Raw genomic sequence first — 25,287 nt, 5'->3', positions numbered from 1 at the left:
CGCGGGTCACTTGCCGCCGTTGATCACGGATTCCTTGACGGCGCCGTCCTGGGCGCCCCACTTCGCGAGGATCTTCTGGTACTCGCCGTTCTTGATGATCGCGTCCATCGCGGCCTTGATCGCGTCCCGCAGCTGGGTCGCCTCCTTGGAGACCGCGATGCCGTACGGCGCCGCCGAGACCTGGTCGCCGACGATCTGGAAGTCCTTGCCGCCGCCGGAGGTCTTCGCCGCGTACGCCGCGACCGGGAAGTCGGAGGAGGCCGCGTCCACGCCGCCCGAGCGCAGCCGGGTCTGGGACTGCTGGTCGTCGTCGAAGGGCTCGATGGAGAGCTTCTTGCCGGCCGGACACTTCTTGGCCTCGGCCTTGGCCAGGTCCTCCGAGACGGTGCTGCGCTCCACGGCGATCTTCTTGCCGCACAGGTCGGACCAGCCGGTGATGCCCTGGGTCTCGCCCTTGCGCGTGTAGATCGAGACGCCGGCGGTCAGGTAGTCGACGAAGTCGACGCCCTCGCCGACCTTCTTGCCGGTGTCCCCGTCGATGCCCTGCTGGCGGTCCTTGTTGTCGGTCATGGCCGACATGGCTATGTCGTAGCGGCCCGAGCGCAGGCCGGTGAGCAGGGCGTCGAAGGTGCCGTTCTGGAACTCGAACTTCACCCCGAGCTGCTTGCCCAGCGCGGCGGCGAGGTCCGGGTCCAGACCGACGGCCTTGCCGCTGGAGTCCTTGAACTCCACCGGGGCGTAGGCGATGTCCGAACCGACCAGGACCTTGCCCTTGGCGCGGACGGACTGCGGGAGCTTGCTCGCGAGCGGGGCACCGGCCGCGGCGCTGCCGGAGTCGTTGCTCTTGTCCTTCGTCTGGTCACCGCAGCCGGTGAGCAGCAGGGCGCCTGCGACCGCGATCGCACCGACCGCAGCCAGCCGGGGACGCGTGGCGGTCGAACGACGGGTGGAACGTGCGGTCATCGTGGATTCCTCCGGCGTAAGCGAAGAGTTTGCCGCTGGGTAGACGAGAACACACACCATTGGGTGGCGCGACCTCGCGGGTTTACGGCATCTTGCCATTCGGACTACGCCATCCAGGGGCGCCGATATGTCAAAATCGGATAACGGGTGACCCCCGAATCCGATCAGGTCGGTACATCCTTGGTCTCTCGGTGCCATACCGCACCGGGCCACCTGCGCGAATCCCGTCCCACCGCCGGAAAACAGCCGGCACGTCCCACCATGTGGACGGCCGGACCTGTGGGTGTCGTACGACCGTGTCGTGCGCCCGCCGCAGCCGTCCGGACCCGTCGAGTCCCCGGAGCCCCGCGTCGCCGTCAGCGTGGCCGTCAGCGGTATGTCATCTCTGTGTGGCGAACTGGTTCCCAGATGTGACCTTGCACCTATTGGACTCGTCGTGGGCGCCGTCTGTCCGGTAAGAAGGTTCTTTACACCCCTCATCCGGGGCTCAGGGCGCGTGTGCGGCGCGCCCGTCGCGCATGACCCGTGCGTATCCGCAATCGGGCCCTGCGCGGTGCCCGCCCACCCCTCACCAGGAGTGGTCGACCCTCAAACCATGCATAGCTAAGGGGTAGAACAAGTGGCAGCGGAGATCGTCAATCCTCGCAGCGACATCGGTACGGACCAGGACGGCGGGGCCGAGCCCCTCGATTCCTTCGACCCGGTGTTCGCTCTGCACCGCGGCGGCAAGATGGCTGTGCAAGCCACCGTGCCGGTCCGCGACAAGGACGACCTTTCCCTCGCGTACACGCCCGGCGTCGCGCGGGTGTGCACCGCGATCGCGGAACAGCCGGAGCTCGTCAACGACTACACATGGAAGTCCTCCGTCGTCGCCGTCGTCACCGACGGCACGGCGGTGCTCGGACTCGGGGACATCGGTCCCCAGGCGTCCCTCCCCGTGATGGAGGGCAAGGCGATCCTGTTCAAGCAGTTCGGCGGAGTCGACGCGGTGCCGATCGCGCTCGACTGCACCGACGTGGACGAGATCGTGGAGACCGTCGTCCGGCTCGCTCCCTCCTTCGGCGGAGTCAACCTGGAGGACATCTCGGCGCCCCGGTGCTTCGAGATCGAGCGCCGCCTCCAGGAGCGCCTGGACATCCCGGTCTTCCACGACGACCAGCACGGCACCGCCGTGGTGACGCTGGCGGCGCTGCGCAACGCGGCGCGGCTCAGCGGCCGGGAGATCGGCCAGCTGCGCGCCGTGATCTCGGGCGCCGGCGCGGCCGGGGTCGCCATCGCCAAGATGCTGGTCGAGGCCGGCATCGGCGATGTGGCGGTGGCGGACCGCAAGGGCGTCGTCTCCGCGGACCGCGAGGACCTGACCCAGGTCAAGCGCGAGCTGGCCGGCTTCACCAACAAGGCCGGCCTCAGCGGCACGCTGGCGGACGCGCTCCAGGGCGCGGACGTCTTCATCGGCGTCTCCGGCGGCACCGTCGCCGAGGAGGCCGTGGCCGGTATGGCCGAGGGCGCCTTCGTGTTCGCGATGGCCAACCCGAACCCCGAGGTGCACCCCGAGGTCGCGCACAAGTACGCGGCGGTCGTGGCCACCGGGCGCTCGGACTTCCCGAACCAGATCAACAACGTGCTGGCCTTCCCCGGGATCTTCGCGGGCGCCCTCCAGGTGCGGGCCTCCCGGATCACCGAGGGAATGAAGATCGCGGCGGCCGAGGCGCTGGCCTCGGTGGTCGGTGACGATCTCGCGGCGGACTACGTGATCCCGTCGCCGTTCGACGAGCGGGTCGCTCCGGCGGTCACCGCGGCGGTGGCCGCGGCGGCGCGCGCGGAGGGCGTTGCCCGTCGCTGACGCGGCTGGGACGGCCCCGCCCGTACTCCGGGCGGGGCCGTCTGCTTCCCGCCGGCCACCTCGGTCCCGCGCCGCGCGGTGACCCGTGAACGGCCGCGCGGCCCGCTGCGCCGCCCGGGTGCCGGAGTGCAAGAGGGCATGTGTCACAGCGCGGCCCGGTTCCCCTGATCGTCCTCTCGCCCCTATCGTCGGCAGCATGTTCGCCGTCTACGCCGCCCGAATCGACCGCGACCAGCCGCTCTCCGGCCTCGAGTTGGGGGAGCGTCCGGCTCCCGAGGCCCGCCCCGGCTGGAGCACCATCGACGTGCGCGCCGCCTCCCTCAACCACCATGACCTCTGGTCCCTGCGGGGCGTCGGCCTCCCGGAGGACCGGCTGCCGATGATCCTCGGCTGCGACGCCGCCGGGGTCGACGCGGACGGCAACGAGGTCGTCCTGCACTCCGTCATCGGCCAGACCGGCCACGGCGTCGGCCCGAAGGAGCCCCGCTCCATCCTGACCGAGCGCTACCAGGGCACCTTCGCCGAACAGGTCGCCGTACCGACCTTCAATGTGCTGCCCAAGCCGAAGGAGCTGTCCTTCGCCGAGGCCGCCTGTCTGCCCACCGCGTGGCTGACGGCGTACCGGATGCTGTTCACCAACGCCGGGGTACGGCCCGGGGACTCGGTCCTGGTGCAGGGCGCGGGCGGCGGGGTCGCCACGGCCGCGATCGTGCTCGGCAGGGCGGCGGGCCTGAAGATGTTCGCCACCAGCCGGGACGAGGCCAAGCGGAAGCGGGCCCTGGAACTGGGCGCCGTGGAGGCCGTGGAGAGCGGGGCGCGGCTGCCGCAGCGGGTGGACGCGGTCATCGAGACCGTGGGCGCCGCGACCTGGTCCCACTCGGTGAAGTCGCTGCGTCCCGGCGGGACGCTCGTCATCTCCGGCGCCACCAGCGGCGACCGGCCCTCGCATGCCGAGCTGACCCGGATCTTCTTCCTCGAACTGAAGGTCGTCGGCTCCACCATGGGCACCAAGGACGAGCTGGAGGACCTGCTCTCCTTCTGCGCCACGACCGGCGTACGGCCCGTCATCGACGAGGTGCTCCCGATGGACCGCGCCCGGGAGGGCTTCGAACGGATCGAGTCCGGCGACCAGTTCGGGAAGATCGTACTGACGACGTCCTGACCTCGCCGGCGGGGCGGGGACGGGGCAGCGGGCGGGTCGTGGGCGGGTCCGGGGTGCCGAGCCCGCCTTCCGCCACCCCGTCGGCCACCCCTTCCGTTATCCCTTCGGCGGGCGCAGGACCGAGGTGATCTCCGCCGCGGTGCGCGACAGCTGCTCCCGGGCCGTCCGCAACTGGTCCGGGGTCACGCCGTGGTCGCGGGACAGATCACGGATGTCGTCGCGGAAGCGGTCCAGCAGGCGATCGAGGTCGCGGGCGGGGTCGTCGGTGGGCGGCTCGTGGGCCCAGGCGGGGACGTACTCGGCGGGGAAGTCCGTCGTGGTGTGGGCCGGTGAGGGAGCCGGGGCCGGGGCCGGCCGGGGGCTGGTCCAGTCCTTGCTCAGGTCGCCCAGTTCCCGGGCCAGTTCGGTCAGGCCCTCGCGGACGCCCGCGGGCCAGTTGCCGCGCGCGAAGTGGTCCTGGACGCGGCGGGCGACCCGCTGCATCTCCTCCTGCGCCTGGGCGCGGGCCCGGGCCTGGGCCTCCTGGGCCTGATGGCGGGCGCGCTGGGCCTCCTCGCGGGCCCGGCGGCTCTCGTCCTTGGCGCGGCGGGCCTGCTCCTTCCACTCCTGCCGGACCCGGCGCATCTCCTCCTTGGCGGCGCGCCAGGCGTCCTTGTCGTCGGGCTCCCCGGCGGCTTCGCCACCCCCGCGGGCCTCCGACGCGGCCGCCCGCATCTCACGGCGCAGATCGCCGGCCGCGCCCCGCACATCGGCCTTGATCTCGGCCGCGAGTTCCGCCACCGACTCGCGGATCTCCAATTCCAAGTCGGCCAACTCGCCACTGCGGTCGGCCAGTTCGGCGCGGCCCGCGTCCGTGATGGCGTACACCTTGCGGCCGCCCTCGGTGGTGTGGGTGACCAGGCCCTCGGCCTCCAGCTTGGCCAGCCGGGGGTAGACGGTGCCCGCCGAGGGCGCGTACAGCCCCTGGAAGCGCTCCTCCAGGAGGCGGATCACCTCGTAGCCATGGCGCGGGGCTTCGTCCAGCAGCTTGAGCAGGTACAGGCGCAGGCGCCCGTGAGCGAAGACGGGGGGCATGTCAGAGCACCTTCTTGTCGGTCGGGCCGTCGGTCGGGCCGTCGCTCGGGTCGACGGTCGTGCCGTCGGTCGCCCGGTCGGGGCGCCGGAGCAGGGCGATCGCGCCGGAGACCGTGGTGGCCCGGAGCCGTCCCGTGCCCGCGCCCAGCCGGCCGGTGATCTTGTGGGCGCCCCACTGGCCGTGCACCCGCAGTCCCTCGAAGGCGTTGGAGATCCGGCCGCTCGCCGTGTTCGCCTCCACCTCCGCGTCCGCCGGATGCGGCAGCCGGATGGCGATCTCGCCCGAGACGCTGGTGAGGTGGACGTCCGTCGGGCCCTCCGGGTCCAGGTCCACGATCATCGAGCCGCTGACCGAGTCGGCCCGCACGGTGGGGCCCGAGCCCTCGACCACGGTCAGGTCGCCGGAGACGGAGGAGAAGCGCAGCTCGCCGGTGACGGCCTGCGCCTCCAGGTTCCCGGACACGGTGTTCGCCTGGACCGGTCCGGAGAGGCCGACCAGGGCGGTGTCACCGGTGACGCCCCGGACCACCGCCGGGCCCCGGATGCCGGAGACCACCGCGCCGGCCCCGACCGTGCCCACCTCGACCCGGGCGTCCGCCGGGACCGTCAGCGAGACGACCGCGTTGCGGCGCCAGCTGCTGCGGTCCAGGAGCTTGGTGAAGCCCTGCCAGGTCAGGTCCTCGTACCCCACCGTCAGGGTGCCGTTCTCGTGCGTCACCAGCAGGGGCGGGCCCTCGATGTCCGAGACCTCCAGGCGGGCGGGGCCCTCCTCGGCCCCCACCACATTCACCGTGCCGTTCACGATGCGCACCTGGAGGGTGCTCACCGGGGTGTCGAACGTCAGCTTCTGTGGCTCGGCGACGGACCACTCGGACATGGGGACCTCCTCGGCCGTACACGATCGCGACGCGCCATATCGCGTCCTCCCGGAAACACGATATATCGTGGTCCCGTGAAGTCAAGACACTCTTCCGGGAACGGCACGCCGCGCATTGCTTAGGCTGGTGGCGACGCCGGCGCCTGTCCCACCGGCCCGGGCGCATTCGCAGACCAGGAGACGCAACCCCATGTACTTCACCGACCGCGGCATCGAGGAGCTGGAGAAGCGGCGCGGCGAGGAGGAGGTCACCTTCGAGTGGCTCGCCGAGCAGCTGCGCACCTTCGTGGACCTCAACCCCGACTTCGAGGTGCCCGTGGAGCGCCTGGCCACCTGGCTCGCCCGCCTCGACGACGACGAGGACGACGAGTAGGAACGAGCAAGGACGAGCAAGGACGAGTAAGCAGGGGGAAACAGAACAGCGCCGAGGGCCCGGTTCCGTACGGAACCGGGCCCTCGGCGCTGTCGTGCCGGAGGCTTACGCCTCGAACACCTCACGCACCAGCTGCTCCTGCTCGGCCTGGTGACGCTTGGCGGAGCCCACCGCCGGGGACGAGGAGTGCGGGCGCGAGATGCGCCGCAGCCGCTCGCCGGCCGGGATGTCCGCGCCGACCGCCAGGTCGAGGTGGTCGATCAGGTTGAGCGCGATGAACGGCCAGGCACCCTGGTTCGCCGGCTCCTCCTGGACCCACAGGTACTTCTCGGCGTTCGGGTACTTGTTGACCTCCGCCTGGAGCTCGGCACCCGGCAGCGGGTACAGGCGCTCGATGCGGATGATCGCCGTATCGGTGGCGCCGCGCTTCTTACGCTCGGCCTCCAGGTCGTAGTAGACCTTGCCGGTGCAGAAGACGACCTTGCGGACCGCGGCCGCCTCGGCGGTGGCGTCGCCGATGACCGGCTGGAAGCCGCCCGTCGTGAACTCCTCCGCCTTGGAGGCGGCGGCCTTCAGACGCAGCATCGACTTCGGGGTGAAGACGACCAGCGGCTTGTGGGCCGGGTTGTGCACCTGCCACCGCAGCAGGTGGAAGTAGTTCGACGGCGAGGTGGGCATGGCCACCGTCATGTTGTTCTGGGCGCACAGCTGGAGGAACCGCTCCGGGCGCGCGGACGAGTGGTCCGGGCCCTGGCCCTCGTAGCCGTGCGGCAGCAGCAGGACGACGCCGGAGGTCTGGCCCCACTTCTGCTCGGCCGAGGAGATGAACTCGTCGACGACCGTCTGCGCGCCGTTGACGAAGTCGCCGAACTGGGCCTCCCACATCACCAGCGCGTCGGGACGCGCGAGCGAGTAGCCGTACTCGAAGCCCATGGCCGCGTACTCGGACAGCAGCGAGTTGTAGACGTTCAGCCGCGCCTGCTCCTCGGCGAGGTACTGGAGCGGGGTGTACTCCTCGCCGGTCTCCCGGTCGATCAGCACCGCGTGGCGCTGGCCGAAGGTGCCGCGCTGGGAGTCCTGGCCCGCGAGGCGGACCGGGGTGCCGTCGAGCAGCAGGGAGCCGATGGCCAGGGTCTCGCCCATGCCCCAGTCGATGGTGCCGTCCTCGACCATCGCCGCACGGCGCTGGAGCTGCGGCAGCAGCCGCGGGTGCACCGTGATGTGGTCGGGGATGTTGACCTGGGACTCGGCGATCCGCTTGACGACCTCGGCGGAGATGGCGGTCGGGACCGCGGCCGGGAAGCCGTCCTGGGCCTCCTGGGCGGCACCGGCGGCCGGCTGCGCGGTGGCCTCGCGGACCTCGGTGAAGACCTTCTCCAGCTGGCCCTGGTAGTCCTGGAGGGCCTGCTCGGCCTCTTCCAGGGTGATGTCGCCGCGACCGATCAGGGACTCGGTGTAGAGCTTGCGCACCGAGCGCTTCTTGTCGATCAGGTCGTACATCAGCGGCTGGGTGAAGGCCGGGTTGTCCGACTCGTTGTGACCGCGGCGGCGGTAGCAGATGAGGTCGATCACCACGTCCTTGTTGAACGCCTGGCGGAACTCGAAGGCCAGCCGGGCGACCCGGACGACGGCCTCGGGGTCGTCGCCGTTCACGTGGAAGATCGGGGCCTCGATCATGCGGGCCACGTCCGTCGCGTACATGGAGGAACGCGAGGACTCGGGGGCCGCGGTGAAGCCGACCTGGTTGTTGATGACGATGTGCACGGTGCCGCCGGTGCGGTAGCCGCGCAGCTGCGACATGTTCAGGGTCTCGGCCACCACGCCCTGGCCCGCGAAGGCCGCGTCGCCGTGGATCGCCACCGGCAGGACGGTGAAGTCCGTGCCGCCCTTGTTGATGATGTCCTGCTTGGCGCGGGCGACGCCCTCCAGGATCGGGTCGACCGCCTCCAGGTGGGAGGGGTTGGCGACCAGCGAGACCTTGATCTGCTCGCCGTCCAGGCCGGTGAAGGTGCCGTTGGCGCCCAGGTGGTACTTCACGTCGCCGGAGCCGTGCATCGACTTCGGGTCGAGGTTGCCCTCGAACTCGCGGAAGATCTGCGCGTACGACTTGCCGACGATGTTGGCGAGCACGTTCAGCCGGCCGCGGTGGGCCATGCCGATGACGACCTCGTCCAGGCGGGACTCGGCGGCGGAGTCGATGACCGCGTCCAGCAGCGGGATGACGGACTCGCCGCCCTCCAGGGAGAAGCGCTTCTGGCCGACGTACTTGGTCTGCAGGAAGGTCTCGAACGCCTCGGCGGCGTTCAGCCGGCGCAGGATGCGCAGCTGCTCCTCGCGCTCCGGCTTGGCGTGGCCGCGCTCCACCCGGTCCTGGATCCACTTGCGCTGCTTGGGGTCCTGGATGTGCATGAACTCGATGCCGGTGGTGCGGCAGTACGAGTCGCGGAGCACCCCGAGGATGTCGCGCAGCTTCATCATCGACTTGCCGGCGAAACCGCCGACGGCGAACTCGCGCTCCAGGTCCCACAGGGTGAGGCCGTGCTCGACGATGTCCAGGTCGGGGTGCTTGCGCTGGCGGTACTCCAGCGGGTCGGTGTCGGCCATGACGTGGCCGCGGACCCGGTAGGAGTGGATCAGCTCGAAGACGCGCGCGGCCTTGGTGACGTCGTCGTCGTGGGACGCGTCGATGTCCTTGAGCCAGCGGACCGGCTCGTAGGGGATGCGCAGCGCCTCGAAGATGTCGTCGTAGAACTTGTTCTCGCCGAGCAGCAGGTTGGAGACCTGGCGCAGGAACTCGCCGGAGGCGGCGCCCTGGATGACCCGGTGGTCGTAGGTCGACGTGAGGGTCATGACCTTGGAGACACCGAGCTTGTTCAGGGTGTCCTGGCTGGTGCCCTGGAACTCGGCCGGGTAGTCCATGGAGCCGACGCCCATGATCACGGCCTGGCCGGGCATCAGCCGCGGCACGGAGTGCACGGTGCCCAGGCCGCCGGGGTTGGTCAGGGAGACCGTGACACCGGTGAAGTCGTCCATGGTCAGCTTGCCCTCGCGGGCGCGCCGGACGATGTCCTCGTACGCCTGCCAGAACTCGAAGAAGTTCAGCGTCTCGGCCTTCTTGATCGCCGCGACGACGAGCTGGCGGTCGCCGTTGGGCTTGACCAGGTCGATGGCGAGACCGAGGTTGACGTGGGCCGGCTTGACCAGGGTCGGCTTGCCGTCCTTGACGGTGAACGAGTGGTTCATCGCCGGCATGGCCTTGATGGCCTGCACCATCGCGTACCCGATGAGGTGCGTGAAGGAGATCTTCCCGCCGCGGGCGCGCTTGAGGTGGTTGTTGATGACGATGCGGTTGTCGAACAGCAGCTTCACCGGGACGGCGCGGACCGAGGTGGCGGTCGGCATCTCCAGCGAGGCGTCCATGTTCTTCGCGACCGCGGCGGCGGGACCGCGCAGCGTGATCTGCTCGGGGCCGGCGGGGGCCTCGGCGGCGGGAGCGGCCTGCGCCTTGGGCTGAGCGGGCGCCTGTGCGGGTTGCGCCGGCTTGGCCGGGGAGGGGGCCGTCTTCGCCGCGGGAGCCGCGGCGGGAGCCGCAGCCGCGGGCGCCGGGGCGGCGGCGGGCTTCGGGGCCGCCGGAGCCGCGGGCGCCGGAGCGGCCTGGGGCGCCGGGGCGGGGGTCGCTGCGACCCCCGCGGCCGCAGTACCCGCCGGCGCGGGCGTGGCAGGCGCACCCGGCTTGTAATCGGCGAAGAAGTCCCACCAGGCACGGTCTACCGAATTCGGGTCCTGGAGGTACTGCTGATAGATCTCGTCGACGAGCCACTCGTTCGCGCCGAACGCGGCCGCGGGGTTCTTCCCGGTGGCTTGGTCGTCGGTGGAGATGCTCGAGTTACTGGGGGACTGTGGCGACACGGCGGCAACCGCCCTCTTCCGCTTCACAAGGTGATGGACAGCGGGAATAAAGGCTACGCCTTGGAGACGGTGAAGGTCAGGTCGGGCCCGTTCATCGTCGTGTAAGTCACATCGAAAATCTTGTTTCAGGGCTTGAAATGGCGGGAAACAAGCGTGGTTCCGGGTGCACTGGCCCGGCCCTGCGCCCCCGGCTTCTGCGGGCGGCGCGAGCCTGTGTCGCTTCACACGTGTCCAGCTGCGCGAAGACGGCGCAGAGGACCGTGGATCTTGTGCCTTCGCTGGAACTTTACGTCAACTTGAAGCGGAGTTCGCTCCCGGAAGAGTGACGATGATCCGGCAGCCCCGCTCCGATTCGGCCACCCCGATCCGGCCGCCGTGCAGATCCACCGCCCAGCGGGCGATCGCCAGCCCGAGGCCCGTGCCGCCGTCGCTGCCCGGGCCGTGCGGCCGGGTCACGGCCCCCCGGTTGAACCGCTCGAAGACCCGGTGCCACTCCGAGCGCGGGATGCCCGGACCCTCGTCCAGGACCTCCAGCTCCAGCGACTGCGGCTGGGGCCCGCGCCGCGCCTTCACGGTCACCCGGCCGTGCGGCGGGCTGTGCTTGACCGCGTTGTCGATCAGGTTGGCGACGACCTGGTGGATGCGCTCGGGGTCCGCGTGCGCGGTCAGCTCCGGCGGGGAGACGTCCAGGTGCAGATGGACGTCGGTACGGGTGTGGCTGCCCGAGCCGGTGGCCATGCCCGCGCGCGCCGAGGCGACCATGTTGGCCTCCTTCAGCACGCCCGACAGGTACGGCCACACCTCGAAGCGCCGCAGCTTCAGCGGTACGACGCCGTTGTCGAGCCGGGACAGGTCCAGCAGGGTCTCCACCAGGCGGCCGAGCCGCTCGGTCTGCTTCAGGGCCGTCCGCATGGTCTCCGGATCGGCCTCGGTGACCCCGTCGACGATGTTCTCCAGCACGGCGCGCAGGCCCGCGATCGGGGTGCGCAGCTCATGGGAGACGTTCGCGACCAGTTCCTTGCGCTGGCGGTCCTGGGCCTCCAGCTCGTCGGCCATGACGTTGATCGTCTGCGCCAGGTCGCCCAGTTCGTCGCGTCTGCTCTCGCGCACCCGGCGGGTGTAGTCGCCCTGCGAGATGGCACGGGCGACCGTGTTCATCTCGTCCAGCGGCATGGTGAGCGAGTGCGCCACGAACTGGGTGATCAGCAGGGTGGCGATCATCGAGAACACCGTGATGAAGCGCAGCTCCGTCTTGGTGTGCACCGCGACGATCGACAGACCGGTGGTGATCAGTACCGCGATGACCACCAGCGCGGTCAGCTTGGTCTTGATCGAGAAGGGGCGTACGCCGCCCCAGGGGTCCTCCGTGCGGACCCCGGAGCTCCTCCGTGCGGCCTGGCGCCCGCTCACGCTCACGGGTTCGGCGTCTCCAGCGCGTAGCCCACACCGTGCACGGTGCGGATGCGCTCGGCGCCGATCTTGCGGCGCAGCGCCTTGATGTGGCTGTCGACGGTGCGGGTGCCGGAGGCGTCCGCCCAGTCCCAGACCTCGGCCAGCAGCTGCTCCCGGGAGAGCACCGCGCGCGGGGTGTTGGCCAGGCAGACCAGCAGGTCGAACTCGGTGGGCGTCAGGTGGACGTCCTCGGACTTCACCCGCACCCGGCGCTGCGCGTGGTCGATCTCCAGTTCGCCGAGGCGCAGGATGCCCGAGCGGGGCGTGGAGGCGGCGATGGTGGCCCGCTCCACCCGGCGCAGCAACACATGCACCCGTGCGGCCAGCTCGCGCATGGAGAACGGCTTGGTCATGTAGTCGTCGGCGCCGACGCCGAGCCCGACCAGCATGTCCGTCTCGTCGTCCCGCGCGGTGAGCATCAGCACCGGCACCGGACGCTGGGCCTGCACGCGCCGGCAGACCTCCAGGCCGTCGAAGCCGGGCAGCATGATGTCGAGGATCAGCAGGTCGGGCTGCCACGCCTCGGCCGTGTCCACGGCGGCCGGTCCGTCGGCCGCGGTCTGCACGAGGAAGCCCTCGGCGCGGAGCCGGGCCGCGATGGCGTCGACGATCGTGGTGTCGTCCTCGACGACCAGTACCCGGCGCTGGGCGCCCGGAGTGGTGGTCGTCGCCGCCGCGCCGCTCTGGGAGGTGTGTGTCTGCTCCATCGCCCGCCCCTGCTTGTTGCTTTCCGGAACCCGTGGGGTGATCCCATGTCTGCGCTCGACGCGAAAGATCCGCGTCAGGGCAGCACCCTACGGGGATCGGCGGTGCCGTCGCTATCCAGGGCGGATGCCGAGGTGCACGGCGTCCGGAACTCCCCGGGCAACGGGCACCTCTTCGGTACGCACCCGTCGGAACCCGGCATTCCGCAAGGTTCCTTCAAATTCCGGAGACGGCCGCGCCGACCATACGGCAAGCACCCCGCCCGGTCTCAACACCCGTGCGCAGGCGGCCAGTCCGGCCGGCGAGTACAGGCCCTCGTTGTCCCCGGTGACCGTCCACCCGGGGCCGTTGTCGATGTCGAGGCACAGGGCGTCGAACGTGTCCGATGTCTCATTGACGTAACGGACGAGGTCGTCCCGGACGATCCTGGTGCGCGGATCGGCCCGTGCGGCGCGGGTCAGTCCGGCCAGCGGGCCCCCGTGATGCCAGTCCACGACGGCGGGCTCCCGCTCCACGACCGTGATCCGTCCCCAGCGGGGATCATCGGACGCGTGTGCGAGTGAGAACCCGACGCCCAGGCCGCCGATCAGCACGGCCGGCGCCGGGCGCCCGTCGAGGGCGTCGTGCGCCGCGTCGATCAGCAGCCGCTCCGAGCGGCCGTCCGAAGTGTCCATGAGGAAGCAGCCGTTGGCGATGATCTGGAGCAGCGCGCCGTGCCTGCGCAGCACCACCTCGCCGTACGGCCCCTCGCGCCGGTCCAGCACCACGGGGGAGTCGTCTGGGGCAGCCATGACTCCATCCTGCTTGAACGGGGCTTTGCTTTCACGGCAATTGCGGATGCCGGGCCGGTGGGGGCGCGGGTGCCGGGGCGGCAGGGCGACGGGCGGGCGGGGCGGCAGGCGGCCGGGGTGCGGCTGCCGGGCGTGGCCGGAACTTATGAGGTTGCCGTGAAATCGCTCTCCTTGGGCTCCGGACGTGGACAGCGGCTTCCTCCAGCACGGAGGGTGGGCGGGAACGGAAGGAGCGCCACCGTGGAACGGATCGCGCCGAAGACCGTGGGCGCGGACCTGCTGGACGGTGTGCCCCGCCAGCGGACCGTGCTGCCCGCGCCGCCGCCCGCCCGCCGCCCCGCGGTGCCGCGGGCGCGCCCCCGGCTGTCGCGGCCGACGCCGCTGTTGCTGCCGACGCCCGCCGGGACGCCGTTCACCTTCGGCTACGCGGCCCTGCTGGCCGTCACCTCCCTGATCGCGGCCCAGGCGCCCCCCGCCCTGGTGTACGCCCTCTACCAGGGCTCCAGTACGGACGTGGCGCACCTGATGCGCTCGCCCGTCGTGGTGCTGCTGGCCAGCGCGCTGTGGATCGCGGGCGGGCTGGTCTCGCCGTACGCGCTCGCGTTCGTCCTCGTGCTCACCGCGCTGGAGCGCCGGATAGGGGGTGCGCGGGCCGCCTGCGTCTTCCTCGCGGGCCATGTGCTGGCCACCCTGGCGACGGAGGTCCCGGTGGGCCTCGCGGTCCTCGCGGGGCATCTCCCGGAGACCTCCCTGCACCGCCTGGACTACGGCATCAGCTTCGGCGTCGCCGCGAGCACCGGCGCCCTGGCCGGCCTCCTGCGCCCCTGGCTGCGCTGGCCCCTCCTCGCCGGCACGGCCTACCTCCTGCTGGCCGATCTGCTCGCCTATACGGACCCCATGACGAACTGGGGCCACCTGATCGCGCTGACGATCGGCGTCTCGACATGGCCCGTCGTCCGCCGCTGGGCCGCCCTCAAAACCCCCTCCCACCTGCGCCTACAGGGTGATCGCTGACAGCGAACGCCCTGCGGGGAACATTCCCCGGCGATGAACATTGAGTCGGCATAACTCAAGTTGACTGCCGAAGGGGAGATCATGGCTGCTGAGTCACCGGCGTTCACGCTCGTCCTGCCCGTGCTGCCGCTCGACGACGAGGTCGTGCTGCCCGGCATGGTGGTCCCGCTGGACCTGAGCGACGCCGAGGTCCGCGCCGCGGTGGAGGCCGCCCAGGCCGCCGCGCGCTCGGAACCCGGCAAGCCCAGGGTGCTGCTGGTACCGCGCGTCGACGGCACGTACGCCAGGACGGGTGTGCTGGGCACGGTCGAGCAGGTGGGCCGGCTGGCCGACGGCGACCCCGGCGCGCTGATCCGCGGCCGCGGCCGCGTCCGCATCGGCGCGGGCACCCCCGGACCGGGCGCCGCCCTGTGGGTCGAGGGCGCCGAGGTGGACGACTCCGTGCCCGAGCCGCTGCCCGGCCAGGTCGCCGAACTCGTCAAGGAGTACAAGGCACTCGCCACCAGCTGGCTGCGCAAGCGCGGCGCCTGGCAGGTTGTGGACCGCGTCCAGGCCATCGAGGGCGTCTCCGCGCTCGCCGACAACTCCGGCTACTCGCCCTTCCTCACCACCGAGCAGAAGGTCGAACTGCTGGAGACCGCCGACCCGGTGGCCCGCCTCAAGCTCGCCACGCAGCAGCTGCGCGACCACCTCGCCGAGCAGGACGTGGCCGAGACCATCGCCAAGGACGTCCAGGAGGGCGTCGACAAGCAGCAGCGCGAGTTCCTGCTGCGCCGTCAGCTGGAGGCCGTCCGCAAGGAGTTGCGCGAGCTGAACGGCGACCAGGAGGGCGAGGAGTCCGACGACTACCGCTCCCGGGTGGAGGCCGCGGACCTGCCCGGCACGGTCCGCGAGGCCGCGCTCAAGGAGGTCGACAAGCTGGAGCGGTCCTCCGACCAGTCGCCCGAGGGCAGCTGGATCCGCACCTGGCTGGACACCGTCCTCGAACTGCCGTGGAACGAGCGGACGGAGGACGCGTACGACATCCGGGGCGCCAAGGCGGTCCTCGACGCGGAGCACGCGGGCCTGGAGGACGTCAAGGAGCGCATCACCGAGTACCTGGCGGTGCGCAAGCGGCGCGGCGACCGCGGCCTCGGTGTGATCGGCGGGCGGCGCGGGGGCGCGGTGCTCGCGCTCGTAGGTCCGCCAGGTGTCGGAAAGACCAGTCTGGGACAATCCGTCGCCCACGCCATGGGCCGCGAGTTCGTCCGCGTCGCGCTCGGCGGCGTCCGCGACGAGGCCGAGATCCGCGGTCACCGCCGTACGTATGTCGGCGCGCTGCCCGGCCGGATCGTGCGCGCGATCAAGGAGGCCGGGTCCATGAACCCGGTGGTGCTCCTGGACGAGATCGACAAGGTGGGCTCGGACTTCCGGGGCGACCCGGCCGCCGCCCTCCTGGAGGTGCTCGACCCGGCGCAGAACCACACCTTCCGCGACCACTACCTGGAGGTCGAACTCGACCTGTCCGACGTCGTCTTCCTGGCCACCGCCAACGTGCTGGAGGCGATCCCGGAGGCGCTCGCCGACCGTATGGAGATCGTCCGCCTGGACGGCTACACCGAGGACGAGAAGGTCGTCATCGCCCGGGACCACCTGCTGCCGCGCCAGCTGGAGCGGGCCGGGCTCGACACCGGCGAGGTCACGCTGGCGGAGAGCGCGCTGCGCAGGCTCGCGGGCGAGTACACGCGCGAGGCGGGCGTGCGCAATCTGGAGCGCTCGATCGCCCGGCTGCTGCGCAAGGTCGCGGCCCAGCACGAACTGGGCGAGCGGGAACTGCCGTGCACGGTCGCGGACGACGACCTGCGCGCCCTGATCGGGCGGCCGCACCATGTGCCCGAGTCGGCGCAGGACCCGGCCGAGCGCCGTACCGCCGTGCCCGGGGTGGCGACCGGGCTCGCGGTCACCGGCGCGGGCGGCGACGTGCTCTTCGTGGAGGCGTCCCTAGCCGACCCGGAGACCGGCGCGGCGGGGCTGACCCTCACCGGTCAGCTGGGCGACGTGATGAAGGAGTCGGCGCGCATCGCGCTGAGCTTCCTGCGCGGCCACGGCGCCGAACTGGGGCTGCCGGTGACCGATCTGAAGGACCGGGGCGTGCACATCCACTTCCCGGCGGGCGCGGTCCCGAAGGACGGCCCGAGCGCGGGTGTCACCCTGACCACCGCGCTGGCCTCGCTGCTCTCCGGCCGCCAGGTGCGCACCGACGTGGCGATGACCGGTGAGGTCTCGCTGACCGGCCGGGTGCTGCCGATCGGCGGGGTGAAGCAGAAGCTGCTCGCCGCGCAGCGCGCCGGGGTGACCACCGTGATCATCCCCAAGCGCAACGAGGCCGACCTGGACGACGTCCCGGCCGAGGTGCTGGACAAGCTCGACGTCCACACCGTGACCGATGTCCGCCAGGTCCTGGAGCTGGCGCTCGCGCCCGCGGCCACGGCCGACGCGGCGGCGCCGGAGGTTCCCCTGGCGGCGTGACGGACGCCTCGGGTACGGCAGGGCCCGGGTCCCGTGAGGGAGGCCCGGGCCCTCGCCGTGCGCACGCCCGGCTCGCCGAGCCGGGCGTGGCGGGCGCCGGCCGGCGGCGCCCCGGTTGCCGCCGCCGGGTCCGTCAGCCGTTGGCGAGCGCCTGGACGCGGTCGAGCGCGCCGTTGAAGTAGTCGTGGTCGCCGACGGTCGCGCCGGAGGAGGTGTACTGCCACATCGTGTAGTACGACCAGCCGCCCGGCAGCGTCCCCACGGACGAGGCGTAGCGGGCGATCCACAGCGGGTTGCTGCCCGCGAACCCGGCGTAGTCGCCGGTGCACTCGGTCCACCAGCTGGTGGCGGTGTAGATCACGGCGTCCCGGCCGGTGAGGGACCTGTACGTGTTCAGGAAGTCCGCGATCCAGCTGACCATCGCACTGGCGGACTTGCCGTAGCAGGCGGCGCCGTACGGGTCCCACTCGATGTCGAGCACGCCCGGCAGGGTCCTGCCGTCCTTGGACCAGCCGCCGCCGTGCGCGACGAAGTAGCTCGCCTGGGTGGCGCCGCTGGTGGTGTCCGGGGTGGCGAAGTGGTACGCGCCGCGGATCATGCCCACGTTGTACGAGCCGTTGTACTGCTGGGCGAAGGAGGGGTTCGTGTAGTACGTGCCCTCCGTCGCCTTCGTGTACGCCCAGCGGACGCCGCTGCCGTACAGGGTGGACCAGGCCACGCTGCCCTGGTAGTTGGAGACGTCCACCCCCTCGGTCTGGGTGGCGTCGCCGCTGGTGGGGGTGGAGTGGGTGCCGTCGTGGGCGGCGACGGTCTCACCCATGTAGGCGGTGCCGCGGGTGGGCGTGGACGCGGCCTGGGCGGTGCCGAGGGGGAGTGCGCAGGCCATCGCCGCGAACAGGGCCGTGACCATGACGGCGAGCGGGCGCGGACGGAGCGAGCGGGGTCTGGGCGCGGGCATGACGTGCCTCCGGGGAGGGTGGGGAGGGTGACGAGGGCGGGGAAGGCGGGGCGGAAGTGGGGGGAGCATGGCAGTGACCTCGGAAGTGGCGCACTGTCGTGGTCATGTCATTCAATGCCCTGACGAAAAAGCTACGCACGTAGACAGCGGCGTGGGAAGGGGGTCCGGCCGCCGCCGTTGGTCTACGCCTGCGAAATACTTACGGAGCTGCGGCTATGACCGCGTTTGGCAGAAACTTTCAGGACCGCGAAACCGATCAGGGGTGTGACGTGCACGAGGACGGAAACGGCGCAGAAGCACGCGTCGCCGAGCAGGTGACGCCCAGTGGTGCAGACCAGGAATTCCTGGCACTCGAACGCGAGTTGACCGTACTGCTGCGACGCGCCCGCGCCAACCAGGGCGAGATGGCCCGGGAGGTCCACCCCGACCTGGAGTCCTCCGCCTACGGGCTGCTGATCCGGCTGAACGAGCACGGCGGCCGGCGGGCCACCGAACTCGCCGGGTACTTCGGCGTCGGCAAGGCCACCATGTCCCGCCAGCTGCGCGCGCTGGAGGAGCTGGGCCTGATCACCCGGGAGCCCGACCCCGCCGACGGCCGCGCCTGGCTCGTCACCCTCACCGAGGAGGGCCACCGCCGGGTCGGCACGGTCCGCGAGGCCCGCCGTGCCCGGTACGTCAGCCAGCTCGCCCACTGGGACCGCCGCGAGGTGGCCGAGCTGGCCCGGCTGCTGCACGAGTTGAACGGGGTCATGGAGAGGTGACCCGCGGCTGAAGAGGGCGCGCTACAGCTCGACGAAGACGACCGTCGCGTCGTCGTGCGTCTTGCCGCGCCCCAGGAACGCCCGCTCCCGCGCGTCCGCCGACTCCAGCTGCCGTACCCGGTCGACGAGCGCGCGGGCGCCGTCCTTGGCGAGGACGTCGAACAGTCCCGTCCAGTCGCCCTGGTGGAACTTCTCCGTCCAGCGGGTCGCGCCGTCCGTCAGGGCGGCCAGCGCGGCGACCTCGCCGCGGGGCACGGTGCCGGTCACCGCGCGGGCGGCGACCGAGGGGTCCGCGGCGGCCGTGAAGAAGCCGCCCTCCTTGTTGCGCAGGTGCGCGTCCACCAGGGCGTCGGTGGCCAGCGCGGCGCGGGGCAGCCGGGCGAGCCGGTCGTCCAGGACCGCGGTGACCTCCCCGTCGGGCGAGCGCAGCAGCAGCGCCGAGTCGGAGAGCACCAGGTACTCGACCGTCTCGGCGGACCACCGCACGACGACCACGGTTGCCTGCGGAGTGCGCGGGTGAGAAAGGTCACAGGTGTCCGCGTGTGCTCGCGCGGTGTGCTCGATCGCCCGGGAGAGGATGCCGGCCGGCGTCAGATCTCGCCCGGAAACGGTCAGTTCGGTCAGCGCGCCGCCGAGCCGGGCGGTGAACCAGGGGACGGAATGCAGACAGCCCGTCTCCCCGGCGGGCGGCGTCACCCCGTCCAGCAAGATCACGCAACCACCCTGTCCGGACGCGGGTAGTCCGACATCGGCGAAGTCCTCGTTGGGTCGGGTCGCGTCGCCGGGTTCCGAAACGAGATCAGTTCGCATCCGGCCAGTCTGCACGACCCCTTCACGCGCTCTCCCAAAGGCTGGCAATCGCCGCCGGATCGGCATCCTCGCGCAGGTCAGCCGCCTGGTTTGGGCGGTAATGGGCCGCTTGGAAAAAGCGCGGTGGCGAATACTGCCAAACCCTGTCGCGCGCGTCCAACCGGCCCACCGCGACACGGCCCCGCACACGCCAGAGGAACTTGCCCGCCAACTCCCCTCCGGGGTTCACTCCTTCGGGTGGCGGGTCAGGTGATGCGCGACCACTGCCCACCGGCGCTGGGAGGGTCGGGAACCGTACGAACCGGGTGCACGCACCACTTGGCACCGAGCTGACGGGGCGCCACCCGGGCCCTTGGGTAGACGAGTTCAGGAATGCGAGCACCGGTGCAGATGAAGCGGCCTCGGCGCACAGGCAGGCAGACGGCCCCCGAGAAGGCCGCCCCCGAGACTCCCGTGGGCACCGGGCGGCCCACGCATGTGCGCACCCGGCTGATCGTCGCCGTCGCGGTCGTGGCCGCCGCGGTCGCCGGAGCCGGAGCCCCCTCTCTCCTCACCGCCTCCTCGGACGTGAGCGACTCCCAGGACCTGGTGACGCTGGCCTCCCGCACCCAGGACGCGCTCGCCCTCGCGGGCTCCCTGGCCGACGAACGCGACGAGGTCACCTCCTACATCGCGGCCGGCCGCCCCGAGTCCAAGGCACCCTCCGAGGACCGCGGCACCCGTGTCGACCGCCAGGTGGCGGACCTGCGCGCCGACAGCGGCACTCCGGCGGGCCTGCGCGGCGACCTGGACCACATCGCGACCGTCCGGCGCGCCGCCCTCACCGGCAAGAGCACGGCGCTCGAAGCCCACCAGGCGTACTCGGCGACGATCACCGACCTGCACCGGCTCGCCGAGCAGCTGGCCGAGCGGATGCCCCCGCGGGCCGGCTCCGGCGCCTACGCCCTCGCCGAACTGGACACCGCGGTCCAGCAGTCCGCCGCCGCCCGCGGCCTGCTGCTCGCCGCGCTCAACGTCCCGGCGACCACCCAGACGGTGTTCAACCCCGTCACCGGGCTGCCGGCCACCACCTCCGTGCCCACCGCGGCCGGCCGCAAGCAGCGCGACGCGCTCACCGCCGCCGCCCAGCAGGCCCGGCTGCGCTCCGACGCGGCCCTCGCCGACTTCCGCGACAACGCGCCCAAGCAGGCCGTGGACGCGTACGACTCCACGGTCACCGGCGCCGACGTCAACTCGGCCGAGAAGTACCTGGACACCTTCACCGCCCAGCCGGCCTTCCCCGACGGCGCCTCGGGCACCAGCGCCGCCAAGCTGGACACGGCCCTGTCCGGACGCCTCGACCTGATGCGCGGCGCCGAGTCGGCCCTCTACGAGCACCGCACCCGGGACCTGGAGAAGCTGCGGGACGACGACGTCACCGCGCTGGAGATCCGCGTCGCCGTCCTCGGCGTGCTGCTGCTGGTCGCGGTCGGCATCGCCACCGCCATGGCCCGCACCCTCACCCGGCCGCTGTCGGTGCTGCGCCGCGGCACGGCCCGGCTCGCCGAGCCCGGTGACGCGGCCGGCCGCGAACCCATCGCCTTCACTGGCCGCAACGACGAGTTCGCCCAGGTCGTCCGCTCCGTCAACGCCCTGCACGCGCACGCCGCCGCCCTGCACGAGCGGGTCGCCACCCTGGAGACCGACCGCAAGCACCTGGTCGGACAGCGGCAGAAGATGGCCGACGCCCGCGAGGAGCTGCGCGCCGAACTCGCCGAGGCGACGGCCGAACTGGGCCGGGTGCGCGCCGGCATCGGCGGCACCTTCGTCAACCTGGCGCTGCGCACCCTCGGCCTGGTCGAGCGCCAGCTCGCCGTCATCGAGGGCCTGGAGGACCGCGAGCAGGACCCGGAGCGCCTCGCCACCCTCTTCAAGCTGGACCACTTCGCCACGGTGATGCGCCGGCACAGCGAGAACCTGCTGGTCCTCGCCGGCACCGAGCATGTGCAGCAGCACCACGGACCGGTGCCGCTGGTCGACGTGGTGCGCGCCGCGGTCAGCGAGATCGAGCGGTACGAGCGGGTGCGCATCGCCGCGCTGCCGCCGCACGCGCACCTCGCCGGCTTCGCCGCGGACGACCTCTCGCACCTGCTGGCCGAACTGATGGAGAACGCCACCACGTTCTCCCCGCCGGACGTGCCGGTCGAGGTCTCCGGCTGGCTGCTGGAGTCCGGCGAGGTCATGCTCTCCGTGCACGACGAGGGCATCGGCATGACGGAGGACCGGCTCACCCGGCTCAACGCGCGCCTCGCCGACTTCGACCCGGAGGCCGGGTACGACCAGGAGGGCGACGACGGCCTCGGGCTCGGCCTGTACGTCGTGGCCCGCCTCGCCCACCGGCACGGCGTGCGGGTGCAGCTGCGCGAGCAGAAGCAGGGCGGGGTCGCCGCGGTCGTGGTGCTGCCGGCCACCCTGCTGGCCGAGGCCCCCGCCACGGCCGTACCCCCGCAGGCCGCCACCTCCACCACCGGCACCTTCACCCTGCCGGGCGCCGTCGCCGAGGCCAACTCCCACGTGCTGCCGACGCGTCCGAAGGAGGGTGCCGAGCAGCAGGACCCGCTGGTGGCACTGGCGGAGCAGGCGGTCAGGGACGCCGACGCGGAGCCGGAACCGGAGCCGGAGGCCGGGCAGGACGACGTCACGGACCCGGCCACGTCCGGAGCGGCGGCGCCGGAAGCCGCCGAGGAGACGACGCACGAGCAGGCGGGGCCCGGTCCGGACGAGGCCGAGGCCCGTCCCAAGGCGCCGGTGGAGACCTTCGCCGAGACGACGATGGAGCTGCTGCTCCCGCTCACGGACGAGGCCCCGGGCAAGGCCCACGAGAACGCGCCAAAGAAGACACCGGGCAGCGCGCCGGAGAACGTGCCGGGCAGCGCGTCGTACGAGGAACCGGACGACCGGCCGGACGAGCGGCCGGTCGCGCCCGCCGATGCCGACCACCTCAGCCACGCGCGGACCGTGACCGGGGCCGCCGACGAGAACGGCGGGGTCGGCGGGGACGGCGAGCGGGTCACCAGCAAGGGGCTGCCCAAGCGCACGCCCAAGATCACCGCACCCGCACCCCCGCCCCGCCAGCGCAGCACAAGCGTCGACGCCGAGGCCCTGCGCCGCAGGCTCGGTGGCTTCCGCCGAGGAGCACAGGCCGGCTACCGCGACGTGGAAGCAGAGAGCGCAGACCATTCCGAAGAAGCCACGGGGGGCCCCATCGAGGAGGCAAGCAGTTGACCGCTCCCAGTACCTTCGGGCTGAGCACGGAGGCCCGCAATCTGCACTGGCTGCTGACCAACCTGGTCGAGGAGGTCCCCGGCATCCAGTCCGTCGCCGTGGTCTCCTCGGACGGTCTGCTGCTGCTGTCGTCCGACCCGGGCCACACGGCGCAGTCCCGCCAGGCCCGTCCCGGCAAGGGCCCCCGCGGCTCCTCCGCCGACCTCGCCACCATCGTCTCCGGCATCGGCAGCCTGACCGTCGGCGCCGCCAAGCTGATGACGTTCGGCGGGGTCAAGCACACCATGGTCGCCATGGAGGAGGGCAGCCTGTTCGTGATGTCCATCAGCGACGGCTCGCTGCTCGGCGTGCACGGCTCCGCCGAGTGTGACATGAGCGTGGTGGCCTACCACATGGCGCTGTTCGTCGGCCGCGCCGGCCACGTCCTCACCCCGGAACTCCGCAGCGAGCTGCGCAAGTCCCTGGAGTCGGCGGGGAGCGCCCGATGAGCGGCACACCGAAGCTCCCGGTGCGCGGCGGCGAGCGCAAACCCGCCCGCGTGCGCCCCTACTCACTCACCGGCGGCCGCACCCGCTTCGGGCACGTCCTCCTCGTGGAGACCTTCGTGGCCAGCACCGCGGCCATCGAGGCGCCCGAGGAGCGCAGGGAACTGACGAAGGGCTCGCTCGCCGGTGTCATGCCGGAGATGCGGGCCATCGTCGAACTGTGCCGCCGTATGCGCACGGTGGCCGAGATCGCCGCGCTGCTGAAGATGCCGCTCGGCGTGGTCCGCGTACTCCTCAGCGACCTCGCGGACCAGGGAAAGATCCGTGTGTACGGCACCGGAACCGGTCACGGCACCGGCCGCCCGGACCGCGCTCTGCTGGAAAGGGTGCTGAGTGGACTCCGCCGTCTCTGACGCCACCGCCTCCGTGGGAGGCGCCGCCCCCCTCGTCGCCGGCTTCGCCGAGCCCGACGAGGATCTGAAGGTCTGGCAGACGGACCGGACGCGGGCCCCCATCGCGACGAAGATCGTGGTGGCGGGCGGCTTCGGCGTCGGCAAGACCACACTGGTCACGGCCGTCTCGGAGATCACGCCGCTGCAGACCGAGGCGCTGATGACCCAGGCGAGCGAGGGCACCGACGACCTGTCCGGCACCCCGGACAAGGTCACCACGACCGTGGCCATGGACTTCGGCCGCATCACGCTCGACGACGACCTGGTGCTCTATCTGTTCGGCACGCCGGGTCAGCAGCGGTTCTGGTTCATGTGGGACGACCTGGTGCGCGGCGCGATCGGCGCCGTCGTGCTGGCCGACACCCGCCGCCTGAAGGACTGCTTCCCCGCCCTGGACTACTTCGAGAGCTGCGGACTGCCGTACGTCGTCGCGGTCAACCACTTCGACGGCAGCGAGCGGTTCGACATCGAGGACGTACGGGAGGCGCTGACGATACCCGCGCACATCCCTGTCATGATCATGGATGCGCGCCAGCGGATTTCGGCCATCGAGACCCTTCTGGCCCTGGTCGGTCACGCGCTGGACGAAACCCCCGAGTAGTCCTGTAAGGAGCCACCACCCGCATGCGCAAGATACTCGTCGTCGGAGCCGGCCAGTCCGGCCTCCAGATCGCCCTCGGCCTTCAGTCGCACGGCTACGAGGTCACCCTGATGTCGAACCGGACCGCGGACGAGATCCGGTCCGGCCGCGTCATGTCGACGCAGTGCATGTTCCACACCGCGCTCCAGCACGAGCGCGACCTCCAGCTGAACTTCTGGGAGTCCCAGGCCCCGAAGATCCAGGGCCTCGGCGTCTCGGTCGCCGCCCCCGGCTCGCACGACCCCGGCCCCACCCAGCGCGCGATCGACTGGGTCGGCAGGCTCGACGGCTACGCCCAGTCCGTCGACCAGCGCGTGAAGATGGCCGGCTGGATGGAGACCTTCGCCCAGCGCGGCGGCCAACTGGTCATCCACGGCGCGGCGGTGGGCGACCTCGACTACTTCTCGCGCACCTACGATCTGGTGCTGGTCGCGGCCGGCAAGGGCGAGCTGGTGTCCATGTTCGGCCGCGACGCCGCGCGCTCCGCGTACAGCGAGCCGCAGCGCGCGCTCGCGGTGGCGTACGTGCACGGGCTCGGCCCGCGCCCCGAGCACCCGGAGTTCGACGCGGTGCGCTGCAACCTGGTGCCGGGCGTCGGCGAGCTGTTCGTGATGCCGACGTACACCGTCTCCGGGCGCGCCGACATCCTGTTCTGGGAGGGAATTCCGGGCGGTCCGCTCGACGTCTTCAAGGGCGTCAAGGACCCGGCCGAGCATCTCTCCCTGACCCTGGAACTCATGGAGAAGTTCACGCCCTGGGAGTACGCGCGGGCGACGAAGGTCGAACTCACCGACGCCGGTGGCACGCTGGCCGGGCGGTACGCGCCGACCGTGCGCAACCCGATCGGCCGGCTGCCCTCGGGCGGCCTGGTGCTCGGCGTCGCCGACGTGGTCGTCGCCAACGACCCGATCACCGGCCAGGGCTCCAACTCCGCGTCCAAGTGCGCGGCTTCCTACCTCGCGTCGATCCTGGAGCGCGGGGAGCAGCCGTTCGACGAGGAGTGGATGCGGGGCACGTTCGAGCGGTACTGGCAGACGGCGCGGCACGTCACCAAGTGGACGAACGCGATGCTGGCGCCGCCGCCGGAGCACGTCCTGAACCTCATCGGCGCGGCCGGGCAGCTCCAGCCGGTGGCGGATCGATTCGCCAACGGGTTCGACAACCCGGCCGACTTCGAGAACTTCTTCTTCGAACCGGAGAAGGCGGAGGCGTACCTGTCGGCTGTGGCGGGGGCCTAGGGGCGCGG

General features: G+C 71.6%; 20 protein-coding genes. 11 read left to right on the top strand and 9 right to left on the bottom strand.

Annotation, left to right across the window (positions count from 1 at the left end; genetic code table 11):
- Nucleotides 1-6: 6 nt before the first annotated feature.
- Entirely contained in the window at nt 7-963 is a 957-nt protein-coding gene (locus GHR20_RS12265; protein ID WP_153813189.1) for an ABC transporter substrate-binding protein, read from the bottom strand.
- Between the two features lie 619 nt (nt 964-1,582).
- Here GHR20_RS12265 and GHR20_RS12260 point away from each other — a divergent pair.
- Nucleotides 1,583-2,806 (top strand): NADP-dependent malic enzyme, encoded by a 1,224-nt coding sequence (locus GHR20_RS12260; RefSeq protein WP_111584717.1) that lies wholly within the window; start codon nt 1,583-1,585, stop codon nt 2,804-2,806.
- A 196-nt stretch (nt 2,807-3,002) separates the two neighbouring features.
- Nucleotides 3,003-3,968 (top strand): zinc-binding dehydrogenase, encoded by a 966-nt coding sequence (locus GHR20_RS12255; protein ID WP_111584716.1) that lies wholly within the window; start codon nt 3,003-3,005, stop codon nt 3,966-3,968.
- A gap of 96 nt (nt 3,969-4,064) precedes the next feature.
- Here GHR20_RS12255 and GHR20_RS12250 read toward each other — a convergent pair whose 3' ends face one another.
- Together GHR20_RS12250 and GHR20_RS12245 are read right to left on the bottom strand one after the other, a co-directional pair.
- Nucleotides 4,065-5,042, bottom strand: coding sequence for a PadR family transcriptional regulator (locus tag GHR20_RS12250; protein WP_153813188.1), 978 nt, complete (start codon nt 5,040-5,042; stop codon nt 4,065-4,067).
- A gap of 1 nt (nt 5,043) precedes the next feature.
- Entirely contained in the window at nt 5,044-5,919 is an 876-nt protein-coding gene (locus GHR20_RS12245; protein WP_153813187.1) for a DUF4097 family beta strand repeat-containing protein, read from the bottom strand.
- 190 nt (nt 5,920-6,109) lie between these two features.
- Between GHR20_RS12245 and GHR20_RS12240 the strand changes: the two genes are divergently transcribed.
- Entirely contained in the window at nt 6,110-6,292 is a 183-nt protein-coding gene (locus GHR20_RS12240) for a DUF6104 family protein (RefSeq protein ID WP_019058231.1), read from the top strand.
- Between the two features lie 105 nt (nt 6,293-6,397).
- On the opposite strand, the gene GHR20_RS12235 is transcribed toward GHR20_RS12240, so the two are convergent.
- The 4 genes from GHR20_RS12235 to GHR20_RS12220 form a co-directional block, all read right to left on the bottom strand.
- Nucleotides 6,398-10,201, bottom strand: a complete 3,804-nt coding sequence (locus GHR20_RS12235) for a multifunctional oxoglutarate decarboxylase/oxoglutarate dehydrogenase thiamine pyrophosphate-binding subunit/dihydrolipoyllysine-residue succinyltransferase subunit (RefSeq protein WP_111584858.1) — start codon at nt 10,199-10,201, stop codon at nt 6,398-6,400.
- A 291-nt stretch (nt 10,202-10,492) separates the two neighbouring features.
- Nucleotides 10,493-11,617, bottom strand: coding sequence for an ATP-binding protein (locus GHR20_RS12230; protein ID WP_111584713.1), 1,125 nt, complete (start codon nt 11,615-11,617; stop codon nt 10,493-10,495).
- Nucleotides 11,614-12,360, bottom strand: a complete 747-nt coding sequence (locus GHR20_RS12225; RefSeq protein ID WP_111584712.1) for a response regulator transcription factor — start codon at nt 12,358-12,360, stop codon at nt 11,614-11,616. The genes GHR20_RS12230 and GHR20_RS12225 overlap by 4 nt, the downstream gene beginning before the upstream one ends.
- Nucleotides 12,361-12,471: 111 nt before the next feature.
- Nucleotides 12,472-13,149, bottom strand: a complete 678-nt coding sequence (locus tag GHR20_RS12220; RefSeq protein WP_153813186.1) for a spermidine synthase — start codon at nt 13,147-13,149, stop codon at nt 12,472-12,474.
- A 240-nt stretch (nt 13,150-13,389) separates the two neighbouring features.
- Between GHR20_RS12220 and GHR20_RS12215 the strand changes: the two genes are divergently transcribed.
- Nucleotides 13,390-14,163 (top strand): rhomboid-like protein, encoded by a 774-nt coding sequence (locus tag GHR20_RS12215; protein WP_243878010.1) that lies wholly within the window; start codon nt 13,390-13,392, stop codon nt 14,161-14,163.
- Nucleotides 14,164-14,244: 81 nt separating this feature from the next.
- The gene (lon, locus tag GHR20_RS12210) at nt 14,245-16,671 is read left to right on the top strand and encodes an endopeptidase La (protein WP_153813185.1); all 2,427 of its coding nucleotides are present in this window, start codon (nt 14,245-14,247) and stop codon (nt 16,669-16,671) included.
- A 133-nt stretch (nt 16,672-16,804) separates the two neighbouring features.
- Here lon and GHR20_RS12205 read toward each other — a convergent pair whose 3' ends face one another.
- Complete coding sequence (locus tag GHR20_RS12205; protein ID WP_243878334.1) at nt 16,805-17,581, bottom strand: lysozyme; 777 nt, start codon at nt 17,579-17,581, stop codon at nt 16,805-16,807.
- 317 nt (nt 17,582-17,898) lie between these two features.
- Between GHR20_RS12205 and GHR20_RS12200 the strand changes: the two genes are divergently transcribed.
- Nucleotides 17,899-18,390 carry a MarR family transcriptional regulator gene (locus GHR20_RS12200; RefSeq protein ID WP_111584707.1) on the top strand — a complete coding sequence of 164 codons (492 nt, stop codon included), beginning with the start codon at nt 17,899-17,901 and terminating at the stop codon, nt 18,388-18,390.
- Between the two features lie 21 nt (nt 18,391-18,411).
- On the opposite strand, the gene GHR20_RS12195 is transcribed toward GHR20_RS12200, so the two are convergent.
- On the bottom strand, nt 18,412-19,200 hold the full coding sequence (locus tag GHR20_RS12195) for a protein phosphatase 2C domain-containing protein (protein ID WP_111584706.1): 789 nt from the start codon (nt 19,198-19,200) through the stop codon (nt 18,412-18,414).
- 384 nt (nt 19,201-19,584) lie between these two features.
- Here GHR20_RS12195 and GHR20_RS12190 point away from each other — a divergent pair, with 384 nt between their 5' ends.
- From GHR20_RS12190 to GHR20_RS12170, 5 genes are read left to right on the top strand one after another with little or no spacing between them, the layout of a single operon-like run.
- Nucleotides 19,585-22,464: a nitrate- and nitrite sensing domain-containing protein gene (locus GHR20_RS12190; RefSeq protein ID WP_243878009.1), complete on the top strand. Its 2,880-nt coding sequence runs from the start codon at nt 19,585-19,587 to the stop codon at nt 22,462-22,464.
- Entirely contained in the window at nt 22,461-22,952 is a 492-nt protein-coding gene (locus GHR20_RS12185) for a roadblock/LC7 domain-containing protein (RefSeq protein ID WP_086810163.1), read from the top strand. The genes GHR20_RS12190 and GHR20_RS12185 overlap by 4 nt, the downstream gene beginning before the upstream one ends.
- Nucleotides 22,949-23,362: a DUF742 domain-containing protein gene (locus tag GHR20_RS12180; protein WP_037660266.1), complete on the top strand. Its 414-nt coding sequence runs from the start codon at nt 22,949-22,951 to the stop codon at nt 23,360-23,362. Before GHR20_RS12185 ends, GHR20_RS12180 begins: the two co-directional genes overlap by 4 nt.
- Nucleotides 23,343-24,002 carry an ATP/GTP-binding protein gene (locus tag GHR20_RS12175; RefSeq protein WP_153813183.1) on the top strand — a complete coding sequence of 220 codons (660 nt, stop codon included), beginning with the start codon at nt 23,343-23,345 and terminating at the stop codon, nt 24,000-24,002. Before GHR20_RS12180 ends, GHR20_RS12175 begins: the two co-directional genes overlap by 20 nt.
- A 23-nt stretch (nt 24,003-24,025) precedes the next feature.
- On the top strand, nt 24,026-25,279 hold the full coding sequence (locus GHR20_RS12170; protein ID WP_111584704.1) for a styrene monooxygenase/indole monooxygenase family protein: 1,254 nt from the start codon (nt 24,026-24,028) through the stop codon (nt 25,277-25,279).
- Nucleotides 25,280-25,287 lie beyond the last annotated feature (8 nt).

Origin of the sequence: Streptomyces sp. SUK 48 (genome assembly GCF_009650765.1) — a bacterium.
Classification (GTDB): Bacteria; Actinomycetota; Actinomycetes; order Streptomycetales; family Streptomycetaceae; genus Streptomyces.
This window is presented reverse-complemented; position numbering and strand designations above follow the sequence as displayed.